This window comes from Dyadobacter sp. NIV53 (assembly GCF_019711195.1).
Classification (GTDB): Bacteria; Bacteroidota; Bacteroidia; order Cytophagales; family Spirosomataceae; genus Dyadobacter.
In genome coordinates this window covers 6449661-6464926 of the sequence record NZ_CP081299.1, presented here as the reverse complement: position 1 = coordinate 6464926, position 15266 = coordinate 6449661, and the positions used below count along the sequence as shown (strand labels likewise).

The following is a 15266-nucleotide window of genomic DNA, read 5'->3' as shown; positions in this document are numbered from 1 at the left end:
CTTTGTTCTATTTTGATTCTACAAACATCTCTACCAATTCTGTAATTTTTAAATCTGTCAAATCACCGAGTTCATCAATTTCCAAAGCGTTTTTTAATTCGGTCTGCATAGCATCAAATATTTGCTTTTTGTTTGAAGAATTACTCATAAACACCTTCATCCCCTCCTTAGCCTGCTCTGTCGACAACTTTGCTGCATTGAAAATATACTTCATTTCTGACAATGACGATACCCTACTAAGATAAGAAGTAAACTGATTAACTGAAATCTGGGAAGCATCCTGATAACTTTTATACTCGTAAAAACGTGGATTATTGCCATTCATTTCAACATCCAATCTACAAGCTGTTTTTGGGCAATCAAACCCTTCAGCATCAAACTCCACATCAAACTTTTTAACGGAACTTGCTTCAAGGCTATTGAGTTGCGCCAAAGCGTGCTGTAAACCATCCTGCACGTTTTCATTGGAATTCTTCATTGCCTTAATCATTTCAGCCATATCTTCCTTGCCTTCAAATTTAGTGAAGAATGTTTTGAGATCGTCAAGATGAGAAACTAAGGATTTAGGGCCGTATCCACCATGAGGTGGGAATCCCTGCGCTTTACAAATCGCAGACAATTCATCCGCATAATTTGCCCCTAATGCTTTTTGCACTTTGGCATCCGTCAGTAATTCTTTTACTTTTTCAAGTGCCTCCTTTGCTAATTTCAGCTTCGGTTTTTCGGCATTATGCAGCACCTCCCAGCTTTCCGTTAATCCATTATCTGCATCCAGAAGTTTGTAAAAAGCATCATTGGCAATATCCTTCTCAAGCTGGGTTTCCAGGCTTGGGTCTTTGAGCTTCGATCTTAGCAACTTCATGAGCACTGCTCTTCGAAGCGCACCAGGCGCATCCTTGATGATCACTATTGCTGCGCCAGCAGTCAGCACCGTTTTCGCTATTACAACCCCGGCGCGTCCAGTTGCATGGAGCGCATACTTTCCACCTTTCCCGAATTCATCCGCAAACACCGCACCTTTTACAAGTTCCTTACCAATTCCCTGTGCCTTTTCCCAGTCCATCAGGTCATTGCCAAAACTACTTAGCTGGTCATAGGCTCCCTGGGGATCCGAGACCAGAGTAAGTCCCAAACCTACCAGTTGAGCCGTCTCTGTTGTTTCTTCGATAGCCTGATCTATCGCCCCACTAATCACAGCCGTTTCGTCACGGATGTAAAACTGCCCGTTTGGCTGCCAGGCTTCCACAGGTATGCGCGCTTTTTCGAGCAAGCTGTTGTAAGTTTCAGCCATGTTTTTCAGGATGTCACTCACATTCATGTTCGTATAGGTCACGTTACCTGCCAGACCATAGGGTATTTTAATTTTGTCTACTACGTTGGTTTTCTCCGTGATCTTTCCATTTTTCTGCCGCGCCTTGGTCAATGCATTTTGCAGGGCATCTTCGGCAACCTTACCACAGGTTGGGCATTTTGGGAAAGACTTCCATGCTCCCTTTACGGTGATGTCTCCGTTTTTGTCTTCAAGGGAAAACTTATTACCCGCATCAATGATCGTTTTACGTTTTATTCCGTCTATTCCGGTCGTCCATGGTGTTTCCTCCACACACCCGGTAAACCGTGTTATGTTCACATAACTGCCTGTGAGTGGTGGGACAATGTCCTTAATGGAACCCTGGCTTGACGGCGAAAAAGTATAATTCGCTTCAATCCAGTTGTATCCGCAATCGCCCTCCTGTTTGTACTCTTCAAGATAATATACCTTACTTCCTGCAGGCGCTGTCTGATAAAGTGACTCAGGATAGATCTCCTTCTCCTCGCAAATCGGATCTTGTACCAATATATATCCGTTAAACCGCTGAGGACTGTTGGTAATATCGGCAAAATACTTCTTACCACTTGCAAGTACAAAACCCTGCAAAGTACCCTTTGGTGGCGCTCCCCACCGTTTTCCAAAATTGAAAAATTTGGGTTCTGCTCCTGGTGGTAACTTTATCGCGCGCCCATCAGGAGCGATAAAGAAACGGTTATAATCAATAACATTTGCAGCTACACGTCCGCCACCGAAAGAAGATTCGTCAAGATCGGCAGGAGGCGGGGTGCATTCGTCGATCGGATCGACAAGAATTTTATCGCCAATCTGACTGAAAATATTGTTAACATTTTTCTCATTTACCAAATTATTATTGAGGTCTGATACCGAAGCGGTTCCCGTGATGTTGGCCGTGAGAGCCTCTACCACTTTATAGCACTCACCGGCTACCATATCGGCTACCATTGCATCCGTGATGATAGCAAGTTCTACCCCTTGCTCACCGAGAATTATTTTCAATGCAATCAGAACGTCCTTCTCACTACCTTTTAATAAACTTAGTTTTTGGCATAGGATATCGGATAAGAGAATATCGACAGCTTTTTGTTTGGAGAACTGACAGCCTAACGTCGTTTCAACAATGGAAGATCCTGACTCTGTCGTTCCGATACGTCCATATCGTGACATTCCAGGATTTACTACAACCTGCTTGTCACAATAATCTCCATTTCTGAATACACAGCGTGAAAAATAAGTTTTACTTCTTTCAAAATCAGGATCGTCCACTATTGCTGTCGTGTAGCCTCCTAACGTAATGAAATCATTAAGCCGGGAAGTCCTAGCAGCATCTGCATACCAATAAGAAGTAGAACCCCGGTTTGCATTACACACTTTATCTACCAATGCTATTTTGTCCGGAACAGTAACATCTTGATAAAAGACGGTTTGTCCTTTCACATATAATGAAAGTACCCCAAAATCCCTAAGATTACTATTGTTCAGAATATATAGAGATTGTCCATATGAATCTCTGATAATTGGAATTTCTGTTTTGCCTCTGTATTTTTCGCAATTCCCTGAGATCGGAGTAACAGGCCCTTTAAATTCGAATGGCACAAAATTCGGGTTGACACTTCGATCATTACTTACATTAATATAGATCGACTTACTACAAAAAGCGCCTCCGACCCAATTGGTAACTTTAACAGAGATAGATCCCTTTTTAGCGTTATGAACGAAAAACGATATTATTGCTTCACCATTTTTATATGACACGTTCGGGCCGACAGAGATAATTTTGTTATCATCAGTTTGTAAGAAAGCTTGAACCTGAGTACCCATTCCCCAAGTAAATATTTCAACGTTTTCCTGATTTGATTCTAAAAAAGTATCATAGAACTGTCCTTTATTTGTATACAAGTAAAAATCACAAGGATCTTGGGGTGCAAGTGGAGCGGGTATTACCTTAGTTACCTTAACGTTATGCGTTTTGACATCCCCGGTCAATGTGCAAGTAGCGGAAAAATTGCGTGTTTTATCTTTATCAGAATCTAAAAAAGTAATCGTTATACTTTCCTGAATACCAGAGCTTATTTGAACACCATCCCGCTTCCAGCTAATGATAGAATTCTCTAATCCATTGGTACACCCGGATGCCTTCAATTGAATTTTAACAGAAGATCCATTTTCTGGTATCTCTACATTTGTTGGTCCCGATATGATAAAATCCTTACAAGGAATTGGCGATGTTTCATTCGTTATCTTCTTGGGTGCATAGGCTAGGGAAGTTTTACAGCCATTATCCGTGGATGCGGAATACGTCATAACCGTTTGTGGCATGGGAAAGGATCTGATCTCTTCCGTTGATTCATTATCATCCCATTTATAATTAGGTGCCCCCGTTAATGAAAGTTTAAGAACATTGGAGGTTTCACTTACTATAGTTATTCTCTTCTTTTCTGGATAATTGTCACATCCGCCCTCCTTTCTTACAGGTGGCCTGGAAATAAACCCGGTCGTTGCCGTGCACCCACTAGAAGTACACTTTGCATTGACAGTAAAACCTCTTTCAACCGGATTATAGCTCTTGCCCCCATTACCCCAATTACTTTCTACAATTTTGTTCCCCCACTGTCCTTTACCTCCTATTCTTTCCCATACAATAGTCCCATCGCAACCTACCGGCTCTACATAAATTGTCCCGGTATTTGAGCGAAAGCAAATGAAGGCGCAATCTTGAATTTCATCGTTGTGAGTTGTGACCGCCAGTTTAAAACTGCAATCGACTACTAATTCAGGTGTTTGAACAAGACAAACCGATCCATCGGCATCTGTGCAAGAAAGGGTATAAGTCTTATTACCGGCTTGCGGGTATGCTATAAAACTTTTAGAATTTGATAAAATACTAGCGGATGGATACCCATCGCTCCATGAATATTTCCCTAAACATCCTGAACCCTTTAATAATACCGGCTCCCCAGATTTAATATTTTCCGGAACCATATTTGCCATCACCCCCTTACACTTCTTATCTACGTAAATTGTAATTTCATCAGGACATGAAATACTACCAAAACTACAAGTCACCTTATAAGTACTGGTCACCCTAGGGGACACAGTTATCGACGACCCTAGTTTAATACCCTCTGGAGTTTCCCATGATAGAGTGCCATTTACCGGTTCGTTTTTGTTACTCCCAATTTGAGCCCTGCATCCAGCTACCGTTAGATTCACTTCATCATCCTGAATGATCCTTGATGGCCCTATGATTTTAACTGAGCAAACCTTTCCCGTATTAAAACTTTCAGTAGAAGCATCACTTGACAAGCGCTCGTTTCCATAGGCCACTACTTCGTAATTGTATATCTGATCGGGAGTGATGTTATTTAAAATAATCTCGTTTTCCGTAGGATAAACAGACCCCGTCTCACCGTTTTCAGCATGAAACACGAGTTTAAAATCCTTATGTAGGCTGTTTTTGTCCCAGGTTATTTTTACCCGGTTTCCGTCAAGCACCGTATATGCCAGGTTTTCCGGCTTTGGGATGGTACGCTTAATCGTGGTAAACATGCCTTCTCCATATGTGGCCACGACTTTATCTCCGCTATAAGCAAGTATCTTATATTTATAGGAAATACCCTCCTGTAGCCTGAGCAGGTTGACCTGCGAACCAGTCACCGTTTCCTGCAACACACCACCATTTGGGTCCTGATACTCTATCACATATTTGGTCGGGCGGCGTTCCGCAAAGTTGCCCGACGGCACCCAGCTTATCCTGGCCGACTGATCGTCCACATTACTCACCTCCACATTCCGTATAGCATAAATCCCATCAGCCGGATCTTGTCCGGCTTCGTTTTTTAAATCTTCCAGCCTCTTGAACAGATCAGTGTATACGCTTGTCAGATTATTGATCCTGGTAATGTTTCCGGTCGCACGGCAAAGCGAATCATTCACCGCCAGCACCTTTATCAGCGAATCCAGTTCTGTCCGGATTTTGATCAGGCGCGGGTCAGAATATTCGTCCACCAAATCATCGAGTGCCGTTGCAATGGCCTGGCTCCCTTGCAATACAGCCGCGGTGTATTTGGAAAGATCATCTACCGTTGTGGTTGAATCATACGCTTTGAGCGCATCGGTGAGCGTGCCATTAAAACCCATCGTGTCCTTTGAATTTGTCAACGCCGCAATCACCAGTGACTGCTGGCCAGCCAGGTCGGCTGGGGACAGGTTTTTGGTTTTGAAGTAGCCGTCTATTTGATACACACAGCCCCCTTTTATGTCTTCGGACTGTGCCTTCCAGGCTTTTACCCCGCTGAATTCCACGGATACCATTGTATTCTGGGCGAAGGGTAAACGTGCCAAACCCTTGCCACTAAATGCATTACCGCCGCTCACTTCGGTCACCACGACGGTCATGTCGTAAATACTCAACAGGTCTCCTGGGTTTAACGAGGTAAGAGGTTTGGTTCCGGGCGTCGCCACGCCCGTTGGATTAACCGTAGGCATGTCGGCATCGCAACCCGCATAGTCACTGATCTGGGCAGCGCATGGGATCTTGATAGAATCCAGTAAAGTATGCAGGCTGTCGATTGTAATTGGCTTGCCGCCACCGGAAACACTGACCAGCGTCAGCAGTGGATTTTGCAGGATTGGCGGCAACTGCTCATCGTCTTCTTCTTCCAGCTCAAAAGCCTGTAAATTGGTAGGCATAATTTCCGTACACGCGACTTGTACGGCAAATTCATAGGTGCCTTTGGAAAGATTCGGGATCGTTATAGTAGTCCCCGATACAGTTTGGGTAATCCAATTACTCTCCCCCGATTTCCTGTATAAAATTTTATAACTTTTGTTGTCGATTTGGGTTTCCCAGGTGAGTTGTACACGTCCCGGCCCCGCTTCTTTAATCGCAAAAGTTTCAGGACACACACAAGGCGCGCCATACCGGAACCACGTCACCTCACTCCTCCCTTCATTGGCAAAAGCCACTTCGTTCCCATCCGGGTCAAACTCATGGATCGTTACCCGCGCTGCATATCTTGCCCCGCGTTCCAATGCGCCGATTATGCTGTTACCAATGCCAGTATTGCCCGGATAAAAGGTTCCGGGATTGGCCTTGTCGTCGATAACCGGACTCACGCAGGCGTCCAAAGCTTCCGTCGGTTCGTAGCCGTCTGGGACTTTACAAACTTTCAGGTCATAGGTGGTGATGTTGCCAGCCTGTTTGTAATGGCGTGGCATCCATTGGATGTTAACCTTCTGTGGCTCCAACATCAACAGCTCTGCCCCATTAAAAGGAATGTTGATCACCGGAGGCAACGGCGTGGTAACACTAAAATAAGTCTCACCGATATTGGAAACCTCACGGCCTGTACCTGCTTCCAGTGCCTGTACGCGGAAAGTGTAAAAGCCTTCGGGCAAACTTGTTCGCAGTGGATTACCCCCCCCAGCCCCTGTTCTTCAATGAGCCCATTCCTAAAATAATCATTTTGCAAGCTCAGACCGTTCAGTCGCTCGATCACGCCTTTTTGAAGCGTGATGAAAGACGGGGGTACATAACCATCCATACTCGCAACCCTCACACCCGGCCCGTCCATGCTCCATTTCAAATAAACCTGGATACTGGTCTTGGTCAGATCCTTTAAAAGCAGGTTTATCGTCAGCGCCTGGCTGCTTGAAAAATAGTTAGCCAGTTTCTGGTTGGGCTGAGGCACAATGAACGCCTGGGCAGTTACAGGGAAATTCTGGTCGGTGGATTGGGCGAGGTTTTCCCGGGAGAAGAATAGGATTCCCAGGAGGATGATTAAGTGGTGGATGAGGCGGTTACGCATGAAAGGCAATATTATTGAATAGTAACTAATAGGTTTCACAATGAGGGATTCGGCTACCTCCCTGTTTTCGAGATTTCAGGGATTATTTCGGGAAGGCAGTACAACCGCGGCATGTAACTGAACCTTCCAGTGCTTCAAGAGGATAATTATAAGTTCCACAGCATATATCTCCGACCTGCAATTCGCCACTACAATTCCTGTAAATAATACAGTTAGTACAGGTATCCGGATTATTATTGTAATCTGAATTAGGGTCTTTGGGATCTGTCAGTCTTTCGGAAGTATTCACAGATACGTTGTAGGTAATGCATTTGACAGTCGGCATTCTACACTGCTTCTGAAAACGTGTCTTGGAGTTGGGATTCATATCCTGCCATATTCTTCCTGTTCTATTACATACTTCGGTCGTTTGTTGCCAATTTGGGAAAGTATCGGAAATTACCCGAACGACCTTGGAAACCGGCGGACCTGTACAGCCATCCTTCGTGCAGCTTACACTAAACTGCGTATCCGAATGTATGGAGGCATTGATAGCAGATTCACCATAGGGAAGGATCCGTAATGCGGCATTGTAATTTCCTGGTGACCAGTTAAACGTACCTGCACATCCGGTCGCCTTAAGGGTAAAGGCCTCCCCGGGTAATACCTCATCAGGCCCGGAAAGCGATGGAGCTGAGGGAGCCTGAGTTTCCAGCACATCAACAGTTACGCCATCACCGGAGCGACCATCGACCAGGCAGGCTAATGCATAATAAGACGGATGGTCTGCCGTGTAGCTGGTTCCATTCTGGCTGCCGCTTTGATTTCTATAGATGTCTCTCCAGGAGAAATTGTTTCCAGGGCATCCTGTGATGCTAATGTTAACTGAACTTCCGGCGCACATGTGTGTATAAGTAGGATTCACATTGGGCTTTGGAATAGGTCGAACACTATCGCCTGCCTTAACATGCCAGCCCGATTCGCTATTGCAGCCATTTTTACTACAAGTCACTTTGAAATCAGCGTCAGACTGGATACTGATTTCATTGCTGGAGACCCCGTTGTCAAACCGGACATTGCCCTGTGGCTCCCAGCTGTATGAGCTGCCGTCGGCACAACCGCTCGCGGTCAAGGTGAAATTTTCCCCTTTGACCGTATTGTTGGTGCCCGATATTGCCGGAGAGGCAAAGCCCTCACAGGGATTGGTGCGGTCACTGGCAGAAACATAACGGCTCGATTCGCTGTAACAATTGTCCCTTCTGCAGCTTACCTTAAAATTGGTGTCAGACTGGATACTGATTTCATTGCTGGAGACCCCGTTGTCGAACCGGACATTGCCCTGTGGCTCCCAGCTGTATGAACTGCCGTCGGCACAACCGCTCGCGGTCAAGGTGAAATTTTCCCCTTTGACCGTATTGTTGGTGCCCGAGATTGCCGGAGAGGCAAAGCCGTCGCAGGGATTGGTGCGGTCACTGGCAGAAACATAACGGCTCGATTCGCTGTAACAATTGTCCCTTCTGCAGCTTACCTTAAAATTGGTGTCAGACTGGATACTGATTTCATTGCTGGAGACCCCGTTGTCGAACCGGACATTGCCCTGTGGCTCCCAGCTGTATGAGCTGCCGTCGGCACAACCGCTCGCGGTCAAGGTGAAATTTTCCCCTTTGACCGTATTGTTGGTGCCCGATATTGCCGGAGAGGCAAAGCCCTCACAGGGATTGGTGCGGTCACTGGCAGAAACATAACGGCTCGATTCGCTGTAACAATTGTCCCTTCTGCAGCTTACCTTAAAATTGGTGTCAGACTGGATACTGATTTCATTGCTGGAGACCCCGTTGTCGAACCGGACATTGCCCTGTGGCTCCCAGCTGTATGAACTGCCGTCGGCACAACCGCTCGCGGTCAAGGTGAAATTTTCCCCTTTGACCGTATTGTTGGTGCCCGAGATTGCCGGAGAGGCAAAGCCGTCGCAGGGATTGGTGCGGTCACTGGCAGAAACATAACGGCTCGATTCGCTGTAACAATTGTCCCTTCTGCAGCTTACCTTAAAATTGGTGTCAGACTGGATACTGATTTCATTGCTGGAGACCCCGTTGTCGAACCGGACATTGCCCTGTGGCTCCCAGCTGTATGAGCTGCCGTCGGCACAACCGCTCGCGGTCAAGGTGAAATTTTCCCCTTTGACCGTATTGTTGGTGCCCGAGATTGCCGGAGAGGCAAAGCCGTCGCAGGGATTGGTGCGGTCACTGGCAGAAACGTAACGGCTCGATTCGCTGTAACAATTGTCCCTTCTGCAGCTTACCTTAAAATTGGTGTCGGACTGGATACTGATTTCATTGCTGGAGACCCCGTTGTAAAACCGGACATTGCCCTGTGGCTCCCAGCTGTATGAGCTGCCGTCGGCACAACCGCTCGCGGTCAAGGTGAAATTTTCCCCTTTGACCGTATTGTTGGTGCCCGAGATTGCCGGAGAGGCAAAGCCCTCACAGGGATTGGTGCGGTCACTGGCAGAAACGTAACGGCTCGATTCGCTGTAACAATTGTCCCTTCTGCAGCTTACCTTAAAATTGGTGTCAGACTGGATACTGATTTCATTGCTGGAGACCCCGTTGTCGAACCGGACATTGCCCTGTGGCTCCCAGCTGTATGAGCTGCCGTCGGCACAACCGCTCGCGGTCAAGGTGAAATTTTCCCCTTTGACCGTATTGTTGGTGCCCGAGATTGCCGGAGAGGCAAAGCCGTCGCAGGGATTGGTGCGGTCACTGGCAGAAACGTAACGGCTCGATTCGCTGTAACAATTGTCCCTTCTGCAGCTTACCTTAAAATTGGTGTCGGACTGGATACTGATTTCATTGCTGGAGACCCCGTTGTAAAACCGGACATTGCCCTGTGGCTCCCAGCTGTATGAGCTGCCGTCGGCACAACCGCTCGCGGTCAAGGTGAAATTTTCCCCTTTGACCGTATTGTTGGTGCCCGAGATTGCCGGAGAGGCAAAGCCCTCACAGGGATTGGTGCGGTCACTGGCAGAAACGTAACGGCTCGATTCGCTGTAACAATTGTCCCTTCTGCAGCTTACCTTAAAATTGGTGTCAGACTGGATACTGATTTCATTGCTGGAGACCCCGTTGTCGAACCGGACATTGCCCTGTGGCTCCCAGCTGTATGAGCTGCCGTCGGCACAACCGCTCGCGGTCAAGGTGAAATTTTCCCCTTTGACCGTATTGTTGGTGCCCGATATTGCCGGAGAGGCAAAGCCCTCACAGGGATTGTATACATTCACTGCAATACTCGCCCCATCACTTTCCCCACCGCTACCAACACATTTGGCCCAATAAGTTGTATTAACCTCCTGTTTTAAAAGCCCACCGCCAAAACCAACAGGCACAGTCCAAACCAGAGCTGTTCCTGAAGGACAAACGCCCGTTACATTTGCTTTACCCCCCATTGGTATCCTGGTATTTACCGCTGACAAAACCGGGACACCCGGTTTTGCATCATAAACATAAACAGTGATACTTGAGCCGGGTCCATCCACACCATTACTCACACATTTAGCCCAGTAGGTTACTTCTTCAGTTTGATTTCTTTCTCCGCCCCCATAACCAACAGGGACAGTCCAGACCAAACTACCAGTCTTACAAGATCCGTTTACATTGGCGTTGGTTCCTCTGACAATTCGTGAACTTACTGCGCTCAATTCCGGTGCTGTCGGTTTGAGCAGCGTGCTCTTACCCGCCCACCCCGAATACCCATGATCATATTTATTATGTGCGATAACCTGGTAATAATAGGTTACACCCTCCAAAAGGTTATTATCCTGGAAAGATGTTGTATTGGCCGCAACACTACCCGCAATCTGAGGATTAACAAAGGAAGGCGAAGTTGAACGGAAGATCTGAAACCCGTCTTCATTATTAGAATTGTCCTGCCAGGTAAGGGTAAGATAATTTGTTCCTGCACCTGGAAAAGTGAGATTTGAAGGGGCTCCGGGCGGAAAATACAAAACACTGATCGTAATACTGCTGCTCGTCCGGCTTTGACAGCCGGTAGCATCATTTCGGCAAACTGCATTATAAGTGCTGGTATTGGATAATGAAAGTGTACTTTGTGCCAGATTTTCCCAGATCAAACGGGCGCCGCCATCGCAGCTTCCGCCCAGGCTTACCAGGCCATTCCGGTCGATGGTGTTATTGGCCGCATTGGAATAAAGATCAGGTACTGCCGGTTCAGGATTGACCGTCACGGATTTGACTGCGACCGGGCTCAAACATCCGTTCAGGTTACAGCGGGTTGAATAAGTAAATGCGGAAGTCTGGTTGATGTCAGGAAAGCTGGCGTTTTGAAAACGCTGATCGGTGCCATATTCTTTAAAAGAACTGCTGCCCGGCAGCTGCCACTCCATTTTTCCAACACAATTGTCTGCCCGAAGATCTGTACCTTCAGGTCTGCAGAAAGCATCACGCCCGGAAACAAGTGTCGGGCTTGGCAAGGATTCATAAACTGTTATTTTTATAGAATCAGAAACTGCCGCAACGCAATAATTGTCCTGGCATTTGACTGAGTAGGTTGTCGTAACCAGTGGCTTTATGGTAAGCGTTGAACCCGTGTCACCCGTGCTCCAAAGCAATTGTTTACCTGTGCATTGAGAGGCCGAAAGTTTGGCTGGAAAATCCTTACAGATGCTGTTTCCATAAACGTCCACTGAAAGCAGGGGCTTTTCAGCCAGACTTGCTTTAACGGAAAGCCCATTGTCGTTGACATTAAAAATAATATCCGATCCCGTTGAAAGCGCATACTTATTGGAACTGAAAGTACCGGCACCCGTATCTTTGATAAATACTTCGTAACGGTTATTGCTATACCGGAAACTATAATCAAGCTGCGGTGTGGTCGATTTTGCCGCCGCTCCGCACCATGGAAGCCCTATCTTACCCAGCATGGAAACCGTTACCTGCCCGTTACAGGTGTAAGTAGCCGTCAGGTTGTCCAGAGACATATCGTATTTGTTGACTTCATCCGTATAGCCCTGCTGCAAAGTGTATACATTTTCGGCTGCCACATTGCCGATCAGTCCATTGGCGTCCATAAACAGGTTTTTTCCGGTGGCCGGAGCCACGCTGCCCATGGCCAGAGACGTGCCCGAACGCAATTTAAAGAAACCGGGAAGCCGCACCTTAAAGGTTGGAAAAGCAACTCCCTGCCAGTTTTCCGCAGAAACCTGGGCACAGGACGGCAGGTTATCAGGATTACGAAGATTACTTAAATCAATTTTAGCCGGGTTATCAGCCCCAAAGTGGAATCCCAGATCATCGTAACCGGCAGCATGAAAACCTGATGATACCTTGGCATCGAAGAAAATATCTTTCCAGTCTGCCGTTTGCTGGTTATCGAAAACGAGCAGCAAGGGTTTGCCATCGGCTGTATACTGTCCATCCGCTCCTTCTTTTTCAACCAGCTGGCCTGCTTTTACATATCCTGACAAAGTAAAATTCCCGAAAGCGCCACAGGAAAGATCCATCTTAGACGCCTTTCCCAAACCCATAAAAAGATGGTCTTTGAAGCCTGGTAAAACAAATTCCGTGAATTTTGTCTGCCCAACCAGCAAATTGGAAGGGTCGTCCAGCTGCGCTGTGTTTGCTTCACTGAGTGATGATTCCAGGATCGGGAGATCACCCTTGAAACCACTTTTACCCGAAACAGGGACACCATTCGCTCCAAAATAAAGATTGGTCGGCGTGTTGGGAACAGTGAACCGGCAACCAATATTGAGTGTAGCGCCGGTTGGGGTGAAATTCATAGAAATCACCGTAATGTCGTAGGAATAATCGTTGATCACAGTCCGGAAAATAACCGGCAGGCTCGTGACCTCTTTCATAGCTGCGGGAATATTAAGCCCTCCGGTTATTACTTTTATGATCCGCCCCTGTCCGGTTGCATCGGATATAGCTGCATCAATGTCAGCCTGAGTTGGTTGTCCTGTCGGGGCCGAATGGCTGATGAAATAATGCCGGCCATCATGGTGCGGAGTTAATTCTGTTTTGTGTGTTGACGTCCCTGTCGATAATTTGGGATCCAAATCGGAAGCCTTTAAAGCGGGAGCCCCAAACCATAATCCTGCAAGTACGATGATGCGTAATGATTTTTTCATTTTGACTAGTTATATATCAGGATTTAACCTGATTGAAAATTTTTCTATCTGCCCGGTTTTCTTTTCAAAAGACTTAATCTCTTTAGGCCAGCTTACAACACCGAAAATGTATAAACCAGCCCAAGCGTCCCGGTGATCTCACTGAAAGAAGGAATGGACCTTTCGGTGCTGACATTGCTGCGGTTCAGGTAAATGATGTTGCAGTTCAGGTTAAGTTGTTTGGTCAGGCTCGCACCAAGTCCCGCGCGGGCATTCAGCATTTTTTGGTCCACACCGCGCGGCGTGGCGACGCGCGGCGGACCGCCTGACATTTTTCCAGAGGTGTAAGTGCCATTCAGCTGCATTTTCCATAACACGCCCGTTTCTCTTCCAAAACCTTTGGAGAATCCCAGGGAAGGCCCCCATTGGGTTCCCGAAATTCCCGAAATATCGCTTTTGCTATAATATACGGAGGCAGACAGGTTCAGTTTGAGGGGTTTCACACCGTAGCTGTAATCCAGGGAGGTATTGCTCAGATTGTTATTAGTCTGTAGACTACCCTGGTTGTCGGCTCCGCGCTGCATAACCATATTCAGCCCGATATTTTGGGTAATGGCTTCGTTTTTGGAAGGAAGCACCAGATTAATCCCTCCCTGAATGTTCTGGTTAATCTGCCGGAAATTGAGCGTGTCCAATACCTGGTAGGGTGTTACCTGTTTCAGATAGTCATAAACAGGTCGCAGATTAGAAAAACTCGTAAAATTAGAATAGCTCAGCAGCACTGTGGCCCATTCAGCCGGCATATAGGTAATGTTGGCGGCACCTACCCAGCGTTTCAGGGTTTTCAGTTTTTGCTTCTGCACATTGTCATGCTGCATACCGAGGTTGGCACTTACATTTAATTTCCCCTGCAACAGCTGGCTGGCCACTTTTCCGGAATAGGTTTCCAGGTCGTTTGCAAAATAGTAAGCGCCTAATGTCCGGTAACCCGGATCGATCCGGCTGTAATCCAGGCCGGCGTTAAAGCCTTTTCCCCGGTAAGTTAATCCGCCCTTGATCGCTTTTTTATAATCTGTTGAACTGCTGACAGGCAATACCCCAAGATAACTATTGAAAACATTGGACGAAATGCCTTCAGTCTGCGCCCGGAGATCCTGACTGATTCCCGATAAAGCAATTTCAGCATCAAGTACCCACTTTTTCCTTAAAACCTTTGCTCCCTTTAAAGAAACGACTGCGTTTTGTTCAGGCATGACATTATATGCATCCAATGTGTACGGAAGGGAATTAATGATGTCCTTTGCGGTAAAAAATATCAGTTCGGCTTTGTCTTCTTTTTTCCTATACCCTAGCTGAAAGCCCATGCCGGGCCTTTTATAGGACGGGATATTGTTAGGCGTTTGAAAAGTGCTGTCTATCCGTATTGCCCGGCGCAGGTTACCCAGCATGAGCCCGAAATAGAACGGCTTTGCCTTGGGCCTGTACTCCAGCCCTACCCCGTCGTAACGGTGGCCCGCTAGTGTGAAGGGGGAAAAATTCAATGAGCATACACCGACGTGCAAGGTGAACCCTTTGTAAGTTGGCTTAAAAACAAACCGGTTAAAGGGCTGCATAAACTGGTGGTTTTTATCAAAAGGATGTGACCAGTTAATATTCTGGTTTGACAAGCTGAACATGACGGGCATTTTTATCTTGCCAAACAAGTCAATATTGAGGTTTCCTGTAAAAAGGGTATTGAAGGGGATGTTCCTTCCGTCGATCCCACTGGCATTATAGTACACAAAATTGGCCCCGGCCATACCCGTTATTTTAACGCCTTTTTTAAGAATGCCTTTGGCTGAAACATTCTTAAGGTCTTTGAGTTTTTCCAGGCCATGCGGCGAGCGGCCCTGTGGCGAGTAGTCCTGAGCCTGACCAGCTGCCATAAGTCCAAGAGACAAAAAGAGGGATAATAAAATTTTATTCATAAATCTGTTTGTTGCTATTTTTTTACAATTCCCCAATCCCCACTCTCCTTGCC

Annotated in this window: 4 protein-coding genes; all 4 read right to left on the bottom strand. The window is 46.7% G+C overall.

Annotation, left to right across the window (positions count from 1 at the left end; translation table 11 throughout):
- Positions 1-7: 7 nt before the first annotated feature.
- A complete protein-coding gene (locus KZC02_RS26505) occupies positions 8-6730 on the bottom strand; it encodes a fibronectin type III domain-containing protein (protein ID WP_221391415.1) in 6723 nt (2240 codons plus the stop codon).
- Positions 6616-7023 carry a hypothetical protein gene (locus tag KZC02_RS26500; RefSeq protein ID WP_221391414.1) on the bottom strand — a complete coding sequence of 136 codons (408 nt, stop codon included), beginning with the start codon at positions 7021-7023 and terminating at the stop codon, positions 6616-6618. Before KZC02_RS26500 ends, KZC02_RS26505 begins: the two co-directional genes overlap by 115 nt.
- 199 nt (positions 7024-7222) lie before the next feature.
- On the bottom strand, positions 7223-13267 hold the full coding sequence (locus tag KZC02_RS26495; protein WP_221391413.1) for a fibronectin type III domain-containing protein: 6045 nt from the start codon (positions 13265-13267) through the stop codon (positions 7223-7225).
- Between the two features lie 92 nt (positions 13268-13359).
- A complete protein-coding gene (locus tag KZC02_RS26490; protein ID WP_221391412.1) occupies positions 13360-15213 on the bottom strand; it encodes a hypothetical protein in 1854 nt (617 codons plus the stop codon).
- Positions 15214-15266: the final 53 nt, after the last annotated feature.

Bases quoted from the DNA above. Each gene is read 5' to 3' on its own strand.
- KZC02_RS26490 (WP_221391412.1), bottom strand. From the start codon at position 15,213: ATGAATAAAATTTTATTATCCCTCTTTTTGTCTCTTGGACTTATGGCA.
- KZC02_RS26495 (WP_221391413.1), bottom strand. From the start codon at position 13,267: ATGAAAAAATCATTACGCATCATCGTACTTGCAGGATTATGGTTTGGG.